An 18,450-nucleotide genomic window follows, 5' to 3' on the forward strand; every position below is an offset into this window, starting at 1 on the left:
TTATTCTTGAAATAATACAACGGTATTGTAACAAAGCATCTTTTCAAAGACAAGCTGTTTTAATATAATATATTTTGAAAAATTGTGTTTATATGTTAAAAGGAGCTTTTATGGTAACAATACAGAATTATGTACGCGCACAAAGTATTGATGAGGCATATGAACTGAATCAGAAAAAGGGAAGCTGTATTATCGGAGGAATGCTCTGGACAAAAATGCAGGATCGCCTGATACAGACAGCCATAGATATGTGTGATCTGGGACTTGATAAGATTGAAGAAAAAGAAGACGAATTCATTATTGGTGCAATGACATCACTCCGTCAGATAGAGCTGCATGACGGATTAAACAAATATACACATGGTGCAGTATGCGAAGCGGTGAAGGATATTGTGGGAGTTCAGTTCCGAAATCTCGCAACGATTGGCGGAAGCATATGGGGACGTTTCGGGTTTTCAGACATTCTGACAGTTTTTTTAGCTATGGATGCATTTGTAGAGCTTTATCATGGTGGTATGATTCCTCTCAGGGAATTTGTTGGCATGAAACAGGACAGGGACGTGATTGTACATCTGATCATCAGGAAAACTCCCGGAGTTTTTGCTTATGCATCAGTCCGCAATCAGAGAACAGATTTTCCTGTCATTGCATGTTCGGCATCATGCGTGGATGGAGAATACCGTTTGGCTGTGGGAGCAAGGCCTGGAAGGGCGATGCTTGTTCTGGATGAAGAAGGCTTGCTCACAGGGGGACTTTCTGATGATACAGAGAAAGCATTTGCCAGTTGGGTTTCTGACAAGATCCCGGTTGGAAGCAATCATCGTGCTGGCGCAGAATACAGAAGCCGTCTGATACGTGTGCTTGGACAGAGATTATTGAAAAAGATTGAGGAGGAGCAGCAGTGGAAATAAAAGTTAAATTAAATGGGAAATTCGTCTCGGGAAATATAGCTCCTGATATGCTCCTTATAGATTTTCTGCGTGATCATGGCTGTTATAGTGTGAAACGCGGCTGTGAGACGTCAAATTGTGGTCTGTGTACAGTGCTTATGGATCAGACTCCTGTCCTTTCCTGTTCGATGCTTGCTGCCAGGGCAGATGGACACGAGGTGCAGACCCTTGAGGGCCTTCAGGATGAGGCAGCAGAATTTGCCGGGTTCATTGCTGATCAGGGTGCTGATCAATGTGGTTTCTGCAACCCGGGTTTTGTGATGAATACAATAGCTCTTCTCAGAGAAAATCCTGATCCATCGGATGATGAGATCAGGGCATATCTTGCCGGAAATTTGTGCAGATGTTCCGGATATGAGGGACAACTGAGAGGAATCCGAAATTACTTAGACAGTAGAATTTCTGCAGATGACAGACGGTAAAGGGGTGAACTCATGGAACATAAAAAATATAATGTAGTTAATAAATCCGTTAGAAAAAAAGATTCTATGCAGTTACTTCTTGGCAAACCGGTATATGTGGATGATATCACTCCCGGTGATGCACTTGTTGTGAAACTGCTTCGCAGTCCACATGCGAATGCTATTGTGGAGGATATAAATGTCTCCATAGCAAAAAAAATACCTGGAATAGTAGATATTTACACATGGCAGGATGTGCCAAATAGCCGGTTTGCAATAGCAGGACAGACATATCCTGAGCCGTCACCGTATGACAGACTCATTATGGACCGCCATGTGAGGTGTGTGGGCGATGTGGTTGCAATCATAGCAGCTGAGGATGAAAAGTCAGCAATTAAGGCTATGAAACTCATAAAGGTTAAATATAAAATCTTGGAGCCTGTTCTGGATTTCCACAAGGCAAAGGATAATGAAATATTGGTTCATCCTGAGGACGACTGGTTTCCGCCAGTTCAGGTAGGAGGCGATCCGAAACGCAACCTGATAGCAAGCGATGTAGGCGGTGATGGCGATGTTGATGCTGTTATAGCTGACTGCGATGAGGTGCTGGAGAACAGATATCATATGAGAGCCTTTAACCAAGCTATGATGGAGACTTTTCGAACGTATACACACCTTGACCGTTATGGAAGGCTTCATGTAATTTCTTCTACACAGATCGTGTTTCATGTACGTCGTATTCTGTCAAGAGCGCTTGGCATTCCAAAGAGCAGGATCAGAGTGGAAAAACCACGTATAGGAGGCGGATTTGGAGCAAAGCAGACAGCGGTAAGTGAGGTGTATCCTGCATTTGTGACCATGAAGACCGGGCGTGCGGCTAAGATAATATTTACGAGACAGGAAAGTCAGATCGCAGGTTCACCGCGCCATGAGATGGAGGTGAGAGTCCGTCTGGGAGCAGACCGCGATGGACATATAAGAGGACTTGATCTGTATACTCTGTCCAACACTGGAGCGTATGGGGAGCATGGACCTACAACAGTCGGACTTAGCGGGCATAAGTCCATCCCGTTATATACAGGAGGCCTTGAGGCATATAGGTTTGGATATGATGTTGTATATACGAACACTATGGCGGCTGGTGCATACAGAGGATATGGGGCTACACAGGGAATCTTTGCGCTTGAGTCTGCGGTGAATGAACTTGCGGAGAAACTGGGGATAGATCCGACCGTGATCCGTGAGCAGAATATGCTGCGCGAGGGAATGAAGATGCCTGCGTATTATGGCGAGACGGCAAATGCGTGTGCTCTTGACAGATGTATGGCCAGATGCAAGGAGATATTTAACTGGGATGATAAATACCCTGTCAGGAACATGGGAAACGGAAAAGTCAGGGCTGCAGGAGTAGCAATGGCCATGCAGGGTTCTTGTATATCGAATGTGGATGTAGGATCTGCAACGGTCAAGCTTGCGGATGATGGTACATTTAACCTGATAATCGGTGCTGCAGATATGGGAACCGGATGTGATACTATCCTTGCACAGATGGTTGCGGAGTGTATGGATTGCTCGGTTGATGACGTGGCGGTATTTGGAGCAGACACAGATGCTTCACCATATGATTCCGGCTCGTATGCTTCATCCACTACGTATGTAACAGGAAAGGCTGTGGAGCTTGCCTGTGATAAATTGAAGAAGAAGCTGTGCGCAATTGCAGCAGGAATGCTTGGATGTGAACAGGATGAAATGTATTTCGAAAATGGCAGGGCATATCGGACAGGAACAGATCAAAGCGTTTCTTTGGCTGATATAAGTGTTAAGGATCAGGTCGCAAATGATATTGCCGCTGTAGCTACAGTCTCTCATTCGTCTCCGGTTTCGCCTCCTCCATATATGGTCGGAATGGTTGAGATAGAACTTGACAGATATACAGGAGAAGTGAAGATACTGGATTATGCTGCAGTCGTGGATTGTGGCATAGCCATAAACCCGGCACTGGCACGTGTTCAGGCTGAGGGAGGCATAGTCCAGGGAATAGGACACACTCTGTTTGAGAACATCACCTACAATGCGAAGGGATGCCCGATAGAGTCGAGTTTCATGCAATACAAGATACCAACCCGTCTTGATATGGGGCATTTGAGAGTGGAATTTGAAAACAGCTATGAGCCTACAGGTCCTTTTGGAGCCAAATCGATAGGAGAAATAGTTATCAACACTCCGGCACCTGCTATTGCACATGCCATATATAGGGCGACAGGTGTATGGCACAGAGAACTGCCGATCACACCGGAGAAGATTCTTATGTCCATGCCGGAAGAGTAATTGGAGATAACATAAGCAGAATAACAGAATCTGTAATATGAAAATAAAATATACAGGAGAAAACAACAGATGAAAAATAAGTTTAAACTTTCAGAAACAGCATTCCAGCTTGATGGAAGGATGCCTCTTTCCCAGGCGATACCTCTTGGACTTCAGCATGTCCTTGCAATGTTTGTCGGAAATTTGACACCGTTATTAATTATCACAGGAGCATGCGGACTGGTCGGTGGTGAATTTGCTGATCTTCAGCTTTCGCTGCTTCAGAACGCAATGCTTATCGCGGGAGTTGTCACCCTGATACAGCTTTTCTCAATAGGTCCTGTTGGAGGAAAGGTGCCGATCATTATGGGTACATCTTCAGGTTTTATAGGAGTATTCAACAGCGTGGCGGCGACCATGGGCGGTGGAGTGCTTGCGTATGGTGCGATTATGGGGGCATCCATTATCGGTGGCTTGTTTGAGACTGTGCTTGGCTTTTTCCTGAAGCCATTGCGCAGGTTTTTCCCGGCTGTTGTAACAGGTACAGTGGTTTTATCCATTGGACTCAGCCTTATATCGGTGGGAATAAATTCATTTGGAGGTGGAAATAATGCCGCAGACTTTGGCTCCATGGAGAACCTTCTGCTTGCATTATTTGTCCTTGTGGTCATCCTTTTCTTTAAGCACTGGACAAAAGGATTTTTAAGCTCGTCATCTATTCTTTTTGGAATAATCGCAGGCTATATCGCAGCGATCATAATGGGACTTGTTCTTCCGAGAACAGGTATAACTGCTGACGGTGTGGAATATACCAAAGCCTGGGTGCTGAACTGGGACAAGGTGAAAGATGCTTCCTGGTTTGCGATTCCACAGCTCATGCCTGTAAAACCGGTGTTTGATGTGCGCGCAATCCTTCCGGTGCTCATAATGTTTATTGTTACAGCGGTGGAGACTGTAGGCGATATATCAGGTGTTATGGAAGGTGGTCTTGGAAGGGAAGCCACAGACAAGGAGCTTTCAGGTGGTGTGATGTGTGACGGTCTGGGTTCATCTCTTGCGGCGGTGTTTGGAGTACTTCCAAATACATCATTCAGCCAGAATGTGGGACTTGTAGCTATGACTAAGGTCGTCAACAGATTTGCGCTTGCAACAGGAGCGATATTTCTGATATTATGTGGCCTTTGCCCTAAACTTGCAGCACTGGTATCGATCATGCCTCAGTCAGTGCTTGGCGGAGCTGCGGTTATGATGTTCTCTTCGATAGTTATCAGTGGTATTCAGCTCATAACAAAGGAACCGTTAAGCGCGCGCAATCTGTCCATAGTTTCAGTAGCACTGGGTGTGGGCTATGGAATGGGAGCCAATCCTGGTATTCTAGCAAATGCCCCTCAGCTGCTCCAGCTTGTTTTTGGAGGCTCAGGAATTGTTCCTGCGGCAATGGTTGCAATTCTGCTTAATATTATCCTGCCTAAAGAAAAGTAGTAATCAGGGACACTCCTCGTTACAGAAGGAACGTCCCTGTGGCGTACACAACTTGTTGTTATGCTACAAAAGTAGTTGTTGATAACAAAAAAATATGCTAACATAAAAATAGTGGTTTTCGAATGTATGTTCGATATAGTATAATATATACTGTATATACATTTGAGACTGCTATTTTTTAGCTTGAAGAAAAATATATAGTAATAAAACCTATTCGGTATGGAGGAGAAGATATGTACATTGTGATAGACGTAGGCGGAACATTTATAAAACACTGTGTGATGGACAGAGAAGCTGAGATAATGGAGAAGAATAAATTCCCTACACCTGGAAGATTTGGAAATGGACTGGAGAACATACAACAGGGGCTGGATGCATTCCTTGATGCAATTCAGTCGATATATGATGGATATAAGGAAAGATATGATATACAAGGAATAGCAATATCACTTCCTGGACAGGTGGACGTGGACAACGGAATATGTTATGCCGGCGGAGCCTTGCCTTACCTTGACAAAGCACATATAGGCGAGCTTGTAAGCGAGAGATGCGATGGACTTAAGGTAGCGCTTGAGAACGACGGCAAATGTGCAGCATTGTCGGAGATATGGCAGGGAAATGCAAAGGACTATAGCAGCGCAGTTGTATTGGTATTTGGCACAGGTGTCGGTGGAGGAATAGTCATAGACAGAAAGATACTCCACGGCAGAGGTATGGTTGCCGGTGAGATGTCGTACCTGTTTGAGGATGTGAACAGGGATAATATAGACAAACTTGTACCGCTTGAGGCGAATCTCAAGAATACAAAGAAACATGTAAAACTTCCGGACAATGTCACCTGGACGATGCAGGCATCGGTAAGCTCACTCAGAAGAGAGGTGGCAGCAGTCAAGGGCATGAGGGAAGATGAAGTGTCAGGCGAGATGATATATGAGTGGGAAGCTGAAGGCGATGAGGCTGTCATAGGTGTACTTGAGGACTGGTATCTGAACATCGCGAAGCACTGCATGAATATACATGTCATTCTTGCACCGGACATCATACTCCTTGGAGGTGGAATCAGTGCGGAACCGAGGTTCATACAGGGCGTGAAGAAGTACGTGGATAAGCTTGCAAAATTTTCAGTGATCTATAATGAGATGCAGGTTGGACTGTGCAAATTTGGCAACGATTCCAATCTCATAGGAGCACTTTTCAACTATCTTCAGAAGTATGAGGGTGCCCACTAGATAAGAAAACGGAGATCATATCAGAATGAAACACAATGACGGAAAAGAGACGGACATCAGAATGAAGCACAATGACGAAAAAGAGACGGACATCAGAATGAGCGCAGAAAAGAGTAAAGAAAGAAGCATAGAAAAAAGCAAAGAAAAAGGCAAAGAAACGAATACAGAAAAGAACACCGATTATAGAAAAAAATCGCACGAGATGGATATGTTAAATGGTTCACTGGCGCTTAAGATGCTTATATTTGCCATGCCACTTGCCGCCAGCAGTATACTGCAGCAGCTTTTCAATTCGGCAGATGTGGCTGTGGCAGGAAGATTTGCGGGAAGTGATGCACTGGCAGCAGTTGGAAGTAATGCTGCAGTCGTTGCTCTATTTGTGAATGTATTTGTGGGACTTTCTGTCGGTGTGAATGTTCTTGTGGCGCATTATATAGGCCAGAATAAGAAGGATTCAATAAGCAAATGTGTCCATACCAGCGTGAAGTTCGCCCTTATATGCGGAATAGCTATGCTTGTGGCTGGAATGTTTGTGGCAAGACCTATACTTGAGGCTATTGATACTCCTGCCAAGGTGCTTGACCAGGCTGTGCTGTACCTTAGAATTTATTTCGTAGGTATGCCTTTTATCATACTGTATAATTTTGGAGCGGCTGTGCTCAGAGCTATAGGTGATACAAGGCGTCCGCTTTACTGCCTGATAGTTTCAGGCGTACTCAATGTTGTACTCAACCTGTTCTTCGTGTGTGTGTGTAAACTTGGAGTGGCAGGCGTCGGCATGGCAACGGTCATATCAAATGTTGTCAGTACGGGAATAGTCATGTATATATTGATGCATGAGGAAGGTCCACTCAGACTCGATATAAAGAATATACGAATAGATAAAGTGTGCCTGGGAAAGATACTCAGGATAGGAGCTCCATCAGCGATACAGACGGCAGTTTTCTCATTGTCAAATGTGCTGATACAGGGCGGAATCAACAGCTTTGGTCCTGATGCTGTGGCAGGCTCATCCACGGGTCTTAATTTTGAATATTTTGCATATTTTGTCATATCCGCATACGCACAGGCAGCAGTGACATTTGTGAGCCAGAATTATGGTGCAGGTGAGAAGGAGAGATGCAGAAAAGCTCTCAGGATTGCCATGTTAGAGGGCATGCTTATGACGGCTGTGTTCAGCAGTGTCATGATGCTTTCAGGGGATTTTCTTGTGAGATTTTATACAACAGATACAGAGGTTATAAAGTATGCACTTATAAGAATGAAGCATGTCATGCTCCTTGAGGCGATGACAGGAACATATGAGATGACAGCTGCGGCACTCAGAGGCCTTGGCAGATCCATGCTGCCGGCTATTATAACAGTTGTGGGTTCAGTAGTGTTCAGGATCATATGGATATATACGGTGTTTGCGCGATATCATTCTTTTGGCATGCTTTTGAACGTGTATATAGTTTCATGGATAATAACAGGTACGGCGATGATAATCGCATACATACTCGTATCGAGGAAAGTGCTGGGGCATACACGGGCCGGTGGGAAGGGTGCTGAGACGGCTGCTGTATAGTATGTGACCCAAGGCACATAAGCATCAGAAAGAGAAGATTAAGACTGAGCATGAAGTGACAGGGGGATTGGCTGTGGATAGGGATAAGAAAGATAGAACGTATATTGCGATAGATCTGAAATCCTTCTTTGCATCGGTTGAATGTGTTGAGCGCGGACTTGATCCGCTGACCACCAATCTGGTTGTGGCAGATGCGTCGAGAACAGAGAAGACTATATGCCTTGCTGTTTCCCCGTCGCTGAAGAGCTATGGTATACCTGGAAGAGCCAGACTGTTCGAGGTGGTGCAGAGGCTTAAGGAGGTCAATGCCAGCAGGAGAACACTTTCACCCGGTGGAAACTTTTCCGGGGAGAGCTGCGATTCCAATGAGCTTGCGGAGCATAATGAATTTGCGGTTTCGTATATAGCCGCTCCGCCACGTATGGCATATTACATGAAGTATAGTACGGATATATATAACATCTATCTGAAGTATGTAGCACCAGAGGATATGCATGTGTATTCCATAGATGAGGTGTTCATGGATGTGACGGATTATCTTGGGATATATAAGATGAGTCCGCACGATCTTGCCATGACGATCATACAGGATGTGCTTGCACAGACCGGTATAACAGCAACAGCAGGGATAGGAACGAACCTCTACCTGTGTAAGATAGCGATGGATGTTGAGGCAAAGCATATAGCCCCGGATAAGGATGGAGTCAGGATAGCAAGTCTTGATGAAATGTCGTACAGACAGAAGCTGTGGAATCACAGACCGCTCACAGATTTCTGGAGAGTGGGAAAAGGATATGCGAGAAAACTTGAGAGTCATGGACTTTATACAATGGGAGATATCGCCAGATGCTCACTGGGACATGACGATGAGTATTACAACGAAGATCTGCTGTACAGATTATTTGGTATAAATGCAGAGCTGCTCATAGATCATGCATGGGGCTGGGAGCCTTGTACCATTGCTGATATCAAGGCTTACAAGCCGGAGAGGAACAGCATAGGTTCAGGACAGGTGTTGTCATGCCCATACGAATATGAAAAAGCCAGACTTATTATCCGTGAGATGACGGATCTGCTCGTGCTGGATCTTGTGGATAAAAATGTCAAGACAGATCAGATGGTCATAACAGTGGGGTATGATATAGATAATCTCAAAAAGAACGCCGCGGGAGCAAAATTTTCCGGAGAGATACAGACAGATATGTATGGGAGGAAGATACCGAAAAGTGCCCATGGAACGGTGAATCTTGGAGAGTATACATCATCTACACAGGTCATCATGGATGCGGTGACCGGATTGTTTGAAGAGATCGTAGATCCTTTATTGTATGTCAGAAGGATATATGTCACGGCGAACAATATCATATCGAATACTGCGGCACATGAGAAACAGTCATCAAGGCAGCTCAGTCTGTTTGATGATTTTGGAGACGGGGCAGCAGAGACGGAGAAAAAGCAGCAGGATATGAAGCGGGAGCAGAGCATGCAGAAAGCGATGATAGAGCTCAAGAAGAAATTTGGCAAAAATGCAGTCCTTAAGGGAATGAATCTTGAGGAGGGCGGTACGACGATAGAGAGGAACGGACAGATAGGCGGTCACAAGGCTTAGGAGGGGCTTATGGAAGATAATTACGATGACATAATACAGCTTCCACATCACGTGTCCTCTGTTCATCCGCACATGTCTATCCATGACAGAGCAGCACAGTTTGCCCCATTTGCCGCACTCACAGGACATGGAGCAGCCATAGCGGAGACTGCAAGGCTCACCGATGAGAAGTTGGAGCTGGATGAGAGTCAGAAAATGGTTCTTGATCAGAAACTGTTGAATATAATGCATAATGCAGACAAAAAATGTGTGAGTATAGAGTATTTTGTAAAGGATGACAGAAAAGCCGGTGGAAGATACGAACATGTGTCGGGATATATACGCAATGTTGACGTATATGGGAAAAAGATAGTTATGGAAGACAGAACCGAGATACCGATAGATGATATATATGATTTAGATATTGATCAGAATGGAGATGTATATTTGCATGAATAGAGAGACTATGGTGATAGCACACAGAGGAGCGAGTGCCCTTGCGCCTCATGAGAATACACTTGAAGCGTTTCAGATAGCTATAGATCTGAAGGCGGATATGGCGGAGTTCGATGTGAGGAAAACCAGTGATAATATACTCATAGTATTTCATGATGGAACTATAGACGGCAGAAAGATAGGAGATATGACATACAACAGAATCAATGATATTGCATCAAAAGAAGGCTACAGAGTGCCTACGCTTGACGAAGTCCTGGAACTCTGCAGCGGAAAGATATGTCTTGATATAGAATTAAAGGAGAGCGGATACGAGAGGCGTGTCATAGATCTTGTCAAGGGGAGATTTGGATACGGTGAGTTCTCGATAAAATCCTTCAAGGACAAAGTGTCGTACAATGTGAAGGCCATAGACCCGAGGATAAAGACCGGACTGCTTGTCGGTAAGAAAAAGGCTAAGCTCGGTGTCAGATTGAATGAGTATTTTCCTGAGAGAAGAATGAGACGGTGTAAAGCGGATTTTATATCGCCGAATTATCTTCTATGCACGAAGGAATTTGTGAAGAGAATGAAGCGCAAGCACATACCGGTATATGTGTGGACTGTGAATGATCCACACTGGATGAGACGTATGTGCAGACTGGGCGTAGATGCAGTGATAACAGACCGCCCGGATATAATGCGTTGAAAGACCTAGAAATATTTGTTATATTATTCTATAGGTGGAGGAGTTGTACATAGGAGGATAATATGAGCAAAGTACTATACTTTGATTACGCGGCATTCTGCGTGTTTACTCTTATCATGGTCTCAGTCATCATGAAGAAGATGACCAGAGGCAAATTAAACAGGCAGTTTCAATTTGTTCTGACCATTGCAATGGTTGCCACAGCGTTTGATATAGGCGCCATCGCATTTGACAATATGGGTGAAAGGCATGTAGTCACCCAATACATATTCCATACGGGATATCTCTTTTTCCATGTCGTTTCATCGGCTATGTATGCCACTTATGTGATGAACATAGTGGATGCCATACACATATTCAGAGGTAAAGTGAAGAGTTTCATACTGGTACTTCCAACGTTGCTGTGCATAATCATGCTCGGAGTTAATTTTTTCACCCCGTGTGTATTCAGTATAGGCGGACAGGGAGAGTACAGAAGAGAGTTTTTCATGACATTTCTGTATGTTGCCGGAATATTTTATATGATTCTGGGCTTCATGGTTGTTACGAGATACCACAGGAGACTTACAAGAGGAAGATTTGTATCAACCATAGCGATATTCCCATTGGTTGTTGTTGCGGCCGTATTTCAGATGTTTAACCCGGATATTCCGATTGAGATGTTTGCAAATGCGATTGGGTTACTGTTCGTTGCGTTGCTGATACAGAGTCCGGAGCAGTTTATAAGCAGTGCCACGGGCCTGAACAAGATCACAAGATACATGGACGACGTGAGAAATTCTCTGGATAATGGCCTTGATATAACGGTAGTTATGATAACTATGGAGAATGACAAGACTCTTCGCGGGATTCTGGGAGTTGAGGAATATCATAAGCTGCTCAGGGAGATCTCTGAAGACTTTTTAGAGTGGAGCAGACCATACGGATATGATGTTGAGTGGTATTATCTGGGAAACGGAATGTTCAGATGTGTCATGAACCAGCGTATCAAGGATCAGGCTGAGGATTTTGCGGAGTGGATAAATGAGAAGCTGAAGAAGGGATATAAGTATAATGATATGTTTATAAATCTATTGCCGATAATATGTATCACCAGATGTCCTCAGGATATAGAGGATGTTGACAGTGTGATGCGGTTTGGCGATGAGCTTGCTGAGCACGAGTATACAGGCCGTGTTCTCTATGCCAGAGATATCTATAACAAGGAAAGATATGATCTGATGCGGGACATGGACATGATACTTGAGAAGGCATTTGCCGAGAACAGGTTTGAGGTTTACTATCAGCCTATATACAGCATAGATTCTGGAAAATATAACAGTGCTGAGGCACTTCTGAGATTAAATGATGATATGTATGGATACATTTCGCCGGAGATATTTATCCCTGCTGCGGAGGAGAATGGAATGATCCATAAGATAGGTAAGTTCGTTCTTGAAGAGGTGTGCCGTTTCATAGCTGGAGAGAAATTCAAGAATCTCGGACTGGAATATGTTGAGGTGAATCTGTCGGTCATCCAGTGCATGAGCAGTGAGTTATCAGAAGACGTGCGGGCAGTGATGGAGCGTTACGGAGTCAGCAATGAGCAGATAAATCTTGAGATTACTGAGACTGCGGCTGCCTATGCTCAGACGACAATGATGGACAATATCAACAGTCTCACAGATGATGGTATTGCATTCTCACTTGACGATTTTGGAACGGGTTATTCCAATATGAAGAGGATAGCATCCATGCCGTTTTCGATAGTTAAGCTGGACAAGACATTTGCGGATATAGACACAGATGACAAGATGATTAAGGTTGTCAAGAACACCATAAGCATGGTTAAGGATATGAATATGAAGATCGTAGTGGAAGGCGTGGAGACGGAGGAATCCCTCAGGAAGTTCAGCAATCTTGGAGTGGATTACATTCAGGGCTATTATTTCTCAAGACCATTGCCACAGGATAAGTTCATATCAGAGGTGAAGAGAGTTAACCAAGGCTAAGAGAAAGGACGGCGTATGACAGATATAGAGAACCGGGTCGTTGATGAGGTAGAGAAGGCCGTAAAGGGAAAAAGAGATATAATAATCAAGGTCTATGCTGCCATACTTGCGGGTGGACATATACTGCTTGAGGATATCCCGGGTGTGGGCAAGACCACTCTTGCAACGGCATTTGCCAGAACTCTGGATATGAAATATAACAGAGTCCAGTTTACACCGGATGTTATGCCGAGTGACATAATGGGATTTTCCATGTACAATGCAAAAAGTGGTGAGTTTGAGTACAGAGAGGGTTCAGCGTTCTGTAATCTGTTCCTTGCGGATGAGATAAACCGAACATCGCCTAAGACTCAGTCGGCACTCCTTGAGATCATGGAGGAAAAACATGTGACAGTCGATGCTGTTACAAGGGAACTTCCACAGCCTTTCACGGTCATGGCAACCCAGAATCCGGTTGGTTCGTCGGGAACGCAGATGCTTCCGGAGTCCCAGCTTGACAGATTCATGGTGAGACTTTCCATGGGATACCCATCCCACGAGGCTGCGGTGCAGATACTTAAAGGTCAGGAATTTGTACCTATGGACAGTGTAGAGAGAATAGTGACGAGAGATGAACTGATAGGTCTTCAGGATAAGGCGAGAACTTTGAGTGTGCATGATTCAATATTTGATTACATAGTGACTCTGGTTGAGGCTACCAGGGAGAGTGAGCTCTTCTCGATGGGAGCAAGTCCGCGAGGCGCAAATGCACTTCTGCGGATGAGCAGAGCAATGGCGGTGCTCTATGGAAGAGAATATGTTGTGCCGGGAGATATAGCAGAGGTGTTCAACGACGTGCTTGGGCACAGGGTAAAGCTTGCAGCCCGTGCCAGAGCTAATGGAATGACTGTCGCAGAGGCTCTGGATGAAGTGAGAAGTCAGGTTAAGGTTCCAAGGACTTAGAACGGAGAACATAAGAGATATAAGTAAAGGAGGATCAGCGGGTGAAGTACGCATGGCATGTATTCAAATACATTCTCGTGTTTGTTATAAATCTGTTGATCCTTCTTTTTGTGCATTCATATTTTAATTTCATAGTTACGATACTGATGATAGTTCTGCCGGTCGTGTCAATAGTATGCGCCTTTGTGCTTTCAAGGCATTTGACTGTAAAGTTTGGCGGCGGGGAGCAGAACCTTACGGTGGACTCGCCATTTCTCGTATCGGTTGTGCTCGACAACAGCAGCATTATTCCGAATATGAACACAGAGATAGAGATAAGCATGGAGAATGATCTTTTCCATACAAATGGCAGGCATACGCTGTGCATACCTGCATATTCGCGCAGTGCGAATGTGGTGGACTACCAGATAGCCCAGTCGTATGTAGGTGCACTGGAGGTGAAAGCGGACAGAATATGTGTTACTGACTGGCTTGGATTTGTGAGGATAAAGAGCAAATGCAACTCGGTAAAAGAGTACAAGGTTTTCCCTTCCGGAAAGGTTGATGTGGAGGCGGACATGACCGCGGTTTCACAGGGGATGAACGAGGCTGAGGAGAGCCGGAAAAAAGGTCATGATTTCTCCGAGGTTGTGGATGTGAGAGAATACCAGCCGGGGGATAAGCTTCAGAATATACATTGGAAGCTGTCAGCAAAAAAAGACGTGCTGATGGTAAAGGACAGAGAGAGCATGTCGTCAAGCCAGCTCATGATATTGGTAGAGCTTGCCGATGATGAGACACATATATTGAATGATGTACTGAAATCCGCCTACGGCATGGCTGTAAGTCTGTTGGATGAACAACTGCCGTTTACATTCTATTACTGGAGCGGCGCGCAGGGCGATATAGTCAGGACTTCGATAGACAGCAGGGATGATCTCGCTGAATGGATGGAGAAGATCTTTTATGAGCAGGCGTATGCAGATTTTGGCTATGGGTTATCGATGCTTGAGAAGAATCTGGATTCTGACAGAAGGATCATAGTTGTTTCCGGCGATATGAGAGCGGATGGCAATGTAGTGTTTACATATGGAGATCGTGTGAAAGGATACATAATTGGGTAGAATCTTTGGTAGAAAAAAGAAAACTGAAGACAGGAAAACGGTAGAATTCTGTGAAGGTGTAAGGCTGCTCAACGATCCGGAGATCACAGATGGAGGCAGAGAAGGCGCGGATTACAGAAAAAGAAAGCTGCGCAGAAGAAAATCGGACAGCAGAGGTATTGCTGCAAAATGCCTGCTGGAGATATTTATCATAGGCGGTTCAATGTGCGGCTTTTTGTCGTGTATAGATATGGCGTACGGTGTTCCCGTTATATTTCTGGCGTATGCGCTGCTGGCCATGTACTTCTGTGGTCTGTTCAAATCAGGCAAGGTGTGGGTGAGAGATGTTGGATATATCATATTTCTTGTCGCTTTTGTCCTGTTCATCATGCTCCTCAGACGTTATATAAACAGTGGATTTTATGCTATCGTAAATGAGTTTCTGGATCATGTGACTGATTATTATGGAGCCCAGGAGGTTAAGGTATTCTCCGAGACTTTGTCCAACAGGACGCTCACTGTTCCTGTGGCAGCCATCGCTATAGGCTGTGTAGAGATAATAATCCTCAACATTTTCCTTAATACGAATATGAGTGTGTTCTGGGCAGTGTGGTTTTCACTTCCTGTGTTTATATTACCATTGTTTTTCAGGCTTGAGCCGGATGTTATTTACATGTTCATGGTATCCACAGGACTTTTGGGAGTTATCTGCCTTAAGGGAAATGGTCACTTCCGTATAACTGACAAGGACAGTACGTTTGAATATGATGAGAAGAAGCGAAGATTCAGTTACAGGCATAGTGACAGGGCGTCTCTGCAGCTTGCGGCCGGTGTGGCGGCTGTATGTATATTGGTGGGAAGTGCGGTTATCCTTGTCAAGCCGCAGCAGACTTATCTGTACAGGTATCGTGATAGCTCGGCGAAGAACAAGATCGAAGGCCCGCTTGGAAACCTCATCATGTATGGATTTGAATCCCTAAGGAATTCGGCGAATACCGGAGGACTGGCAAATGGAAAGCTTGGAGGCGTGTCGGATGTCACACTTGATGGACAGACGGATCTGGTAATCACATTTGCACCATATAGCACAAACAGGATCTATCTGAAAGCGTTCGTTGGTGATGAGTATAGATGGGATCATTGGGACAGAGATAAGGATGGCGACTATCCGTCACCGGTCAATTCTGAAGGACATGCCAGAGGACGAATGGATATACAGATCATAGATGGCGCCGGAGATCTAAAATATTACCCTTACTACACTGATATAGAAGCCATGAATACTTACAAAGAGGGCGATTCATTGTACAGTGTGGAGTACAGTCCATCCGCTCTGGCTGAGCCGGTTATGTCGTCGGTGGATGACAAGTATCTTGAGATTCCAGAGGAGAATATGGATTCAATACGAAGATTCTGTGAGAGCGCAGGAATCACGGAAAAAGACAGTGTGGATAATGTGCTGCAGAAGGTGTATATATACTTCCTGGAGAATTATCCGTACACACTGCATCCGGGAGCCACGCCGAGGGATGAGGATTATGTCAATTATTTCCTTGATACTACGAAGAAGGGCCTGTGTGCCAATTATGCCACTGCGGGGGCGCTGATCCTGAGATACATGGGGATACCCACAAGATATGTGGAGGGGTATGCCGTGGATTACATCGAGATCCTTGACGGAACAATGCTCGATGAAGAACAGTTCAGTTACGATGATTATTATTCAGGCTCATCAGAGCTTGGAAGAACGGCTGTTGTTCAGGTGGATGTGGACGATGGCGGAGCTCATGCGTGGATAGAGGCGTTCATACGTGGCAGATGGCAGGTCGTGGAGCTGACACCTCCGTCGAGTGAAGATGAGGATGAGACCCAGGATGATTTCTGGTCCAGATTTGGAAGATGGCTAGTAGGTGATGACAGCGGAGATACCGGAACAGATACGACCGGCACAGCATTTTCACTTGGAAATGCCGTGTGGATAATATATGTTCTGGCGGGATGTATAGCATTTGCAGTGCTCTTGTTTGTGGGGCGTACAGCAGTCAGGAAGATAGTTCGTTTTGTGGGTTATCACAGGAGAGATAAGACTGGAAATGTGATAGCTTACTATAGGTATATGTGTGATTATGCAAGACTTGCGTCGGATGATTTTTCGAGGGCGGGAAATCACAGGCAGCAGCTTGAATATTTCTGTAAGGGCGCAGATCCGGCGGAGACTGAGGACCTTGCGGCATATATGGAAGGCATAAGCTATGGCGGCGAGGTGTCCGGGGACGAATATGTACAGCGTATGGGAGAACTTCGGGTGCTGTTCAGGAGCTTTAGGAGACAGGTTCCTTTTATGAAGAGGATATACATATTCCGAATGTTGTAGTATAGTTGACAGGTAGCAATGGATAATGGAGGTATAAGAGATGCTTGGAATCATAGGTGCGATGGACGAGGAAGTCGCAAGACTGAAAGAGATGATAGATGGGCTCCAGGTCACAGACAAGTGTGGCATGAGCTTCTACAAAGGACAGATAGAAGGAACGGATGTCGTGGTCGTAAAGTGCGGTGTCGGCAAGGTCAATGCGGCCATGTGTACCCAGTCGCTGATCGACATGTATGGAGTGTCAGCTATCATCAACACCGGAATAGCCGGATCACTGGATGCTGACATAGATATAGGAGACATCGTTCTGGCTACGGATACCGTGGAGCACGATATGGATGTATCCGCCCTTGGATATGAGCCGGGTGTGATCCCTGATACAGAGCTGAGCGTGTTCAAGACCAGCGATGAGCTGCTTAAGATAGCACAGGACTCAGTGGATGCAGCAAATATAGGAGTCAAGGTGTTCACTGGAAGAGTGGTGAGCGGCGATCAGTTTATCTGGAGCAAGGACAAGAAGAAATGGCTTGTGGAGACATTTGGTGGAAGATGTGCAGAGATGGAGGGCGCGGCCATAGGACATGTTGCAGTGCTGAATAAGGTTCCGTACCTTGTTGTCCGGGCCATATCGGACAAGGCTGATGACAGTGCAGAGATGGATTATCCTACATTTGCGGCAAAGGCTATAGAGAACAGTGTAAACATGATGACAGAGATAATAAAGAGATATGAGGTGAAGTAGACATGGATAAGATAGCAAGTTTTCAGATAAATCATCTTCTCCTGAATCCGGGCATTTATGTGTCGAGAAAGGATAAGGCTGGGGATCAGATCCTCACAACATTTGACATAAGGATGACAAAGCCGAATTATGAGCCGGTTATGAACACTGCGGAGGTTCATACTATAGAGCATCTCGGTGCGACATTCTTGAGAAATAATGAAGAGTATAAGGATAGGGTCATATACTTTGGACCTATGGGCTGCAGGACGGGATTTTATCTCATACTCGCAGGTGATTATGAGTCGAAGGATATAGTGGAGCTTATGATATCAATGTTCGAATTCATAAGACATTATCACGATCCGATCCCTGGAGCAAATCCAAGAGAGTGCGGCAATTACCTGGATATGAATCTCGGTATGGCGAACTATCTTGCAGAGAAATTCCTGTCACAGGTTCTGTATGATATAGATGACAGCAGACTTAATTATCCAGAGGGTTAAATTCCAATTTACAAATGGGATCAAAATATACAGACCATGTAAAAAACGGGTGATTTTCAGTGGAAATTCGCTTTGTTGAGGAATGTTTGCCATTCTATTGACAATGAAGCTTGCGTGCTTTTTAATGCACGTAAGCTTTTTTTGTGCACATAAAACAGCTAAACAG

15 protein-coding genes are annotated in these 18,450 nt (G+C 44.9%); all 15 read left to right on the forward strand.

What is annotated here, in order from left to right:
- Nucleotides 1-110: 110 nt before the first annotated feature.
- Entirely contained in the window at nt 111-911 is an 801-nt protein-coding gene (locus tag DWX57_RS02075) for an FAD binding domain-containing protein (RefSeq protein WP_165852745.1), read from the forward strand.
- Nucleotides 902-1,372, forward strand: coding sequence for a (2Fe-2S)-binding protein (locus DWX57_RS02080; protein ID WP_117548803.1), 471 nt, complete (start codon nt 902-904; stop codon nt 1,370-1,372). The genes DWX57_RS02075 and DWX57_RS02080 overlap by 10 nt, the downstream gene beginning before the upstream one ends.
- A 12-nt stretch (nt 1,373-1,384) precedes the next feature.
- Complete coding sequence (locus DWX57_RS02085; protein ID WP_117548804.1) at nt 1,385-3,679, forward strand: xanthine dehydrogenase family protein molybdopterin-binding subunit; 2,295 nt, start codon at nt 1,385-1,387, stop codon at nt 3,677-3,679.
- Between the two features lie 69 nt (nt 3,680-3,748).
- On the forward strand, nt 3,749-5,140 hold the full coding sequence (locus DWX57_RS02090; RefSeq protein ID WP_022216044.1) for a uracil-xanthine permease family protein: 1,392 nt from the start codon (nt 3,749-3,751) through the stop codon (nt 5,138-5,140).
- Between the two features lie 233 nt (nt 5,141-5,373).
- Nucleotides 5,374-6,369 (forward strand): ROK family protein, encoded by a 996-nt coding sequence (locus DWX57_RS02095; protein WP_120122949.1) that lies wholly within the window; start codon nt 5,374-5,376, stop codon nt 6,367-6,369.
- 25 nt (nt 6,370-6,394) lie between these two features.
- The gene (locus tag DWX57_RS02100) at nt 6,395-7,936 is read left to right on the forward strand and encodes an MATE family efflux transporter (protein WP_243106147.1); all 1,542 of its coding nucleotides are present in this window, start codon (nt 6,395-6,397) and stop codon (nt 7,934-7,936) included.
- A 73-nt stretch (nt 7,937-8,009) separates the two neighbouring features.
- Nucleotides 8,010-9,545 carry a Y-family DNA polymerase gene (locus DWX57_RS02105; RefSeq protein ID WP_117548808.1) on the forward strand — a complete coding sequence of 512 codons (1,536 nt, stop codon included), beginning with the start codon at nt 8,010-8,012 and terminating at the stop codon, nt 9,543-9,545.
- A gap of 9 nt (nt 9,546-9,554) precedes the next feature.
- Nucleotides 9,555-9,983, forward strand: coding sequence for a hypothetical protein (locus DWX57_RS02110; RefSeq protein WP_117548809.1), 429 nt, complete (start codon nt 9,555-9,557; stop codon nt 9,981-9,983).
- The gene (locus tag DWX57_RS02115) at nt 9,976-10,668 is read left to right on the forward strand and encodes a glycerophosphodiester phosphodiesterase (protein WP_117548810.1); all 693 of its coding nucleotides are present in this window, start codon (nt 9,976-9,978) and stop codon (nt 10,666-10,668) included. The genes DWX57_RS02110 and DWX57_RS02115 overlap by 8 nt, the downstream gene beginning before the upstream one ends.
- Nucleotides 10,669-10,730: 62 nt before the next feature.
- Nucleotides 10,731-12,659, forward strand: coding sequence for an EAL domain-containing protein (locus DWX57_RS02120; protein WP_120122950.1), 1,929 nt, complete (start codon nt 10,731-10,733; stop codon nt 12,657-12,659).
- A 15-nt stretch (nt 12,660-12,674) separates the two neighbouring features.
- Nucleotides 12,675-13,601 carry an AAA family ATPase gene (locus DWX57_RS02125; protein ID WP_120122951.1) on the forward strand — a complete coding sequence of 309 codons (927 nt, stop codon included), beginning with the start codon at nt 12,675-12,677 and terminating at the stop codon, nt 13,599-13,601.
- 41 nt (nt 13,602-13,642) lie between these two features.
- Entirely contained in the window at nt 13,643-14,704 is a 1,062-nt protein-coding gene (locus DWX57_RS02130) for a DUF58 domain-containing protein (RefSeq protein WP_120122952.1), read from the forward strand.
- Nucleotides 14,697-17,057 (forward strand): transglutaminase-like domain-containing protein, encoded by a 2,361-nt coding sequence (locus DWX57_RS02135; protein ID WP_120122953.1) that lies wholly within the window; start codon nt 14,697-14,699, stop codon nt 17,055-17,057. The genes DWX57_RS02130 and DWX57_RS02135 overlap by 8 nt, the downstream gene beginning before the upstream one ends.
- 40 nt (nt 17,058-17,097) lie before the next feature.
- Nucleotides 17,098-17,799: a 5'-methylthioadenosine/adenosylhomocysteine nucleosidase gene (locus DWX57_RS02140; RefSeq protein ID WP_022216034.1), complete on the forward strand. Its 702-nt coding sequence runs from the start codon at nt 17,098-17,100 to the stop codon at nt 17,797-17,799.
- Nucleotides 17,800-17,801: 2 nt separating this feature from the next.
- On the forward strand, nt 17,802-18,284 hold the full coding sequence (locus tag DWX57_RS02145) for an S-ribosylhomocysteine lyase (RefSeq protein WP_015534167.1): 483 nt from the start codon (nt 17,802-17,804) through the stop codon (nt 18,282-18,284).
- Nucleotides 18,285-18,450 lie beyond the last annotated feature (166 nt).

The sequence above is a fragment of the Coprococcus sp. AF19-8AC genome (assembly GCF_003603115.1).
Taxonomy (GTDB): Bacteria; Bacillota; Clostridia; order Lachnospirales; family Lachnospiraceae; genus Coprococcus; species Coprococcus aceti.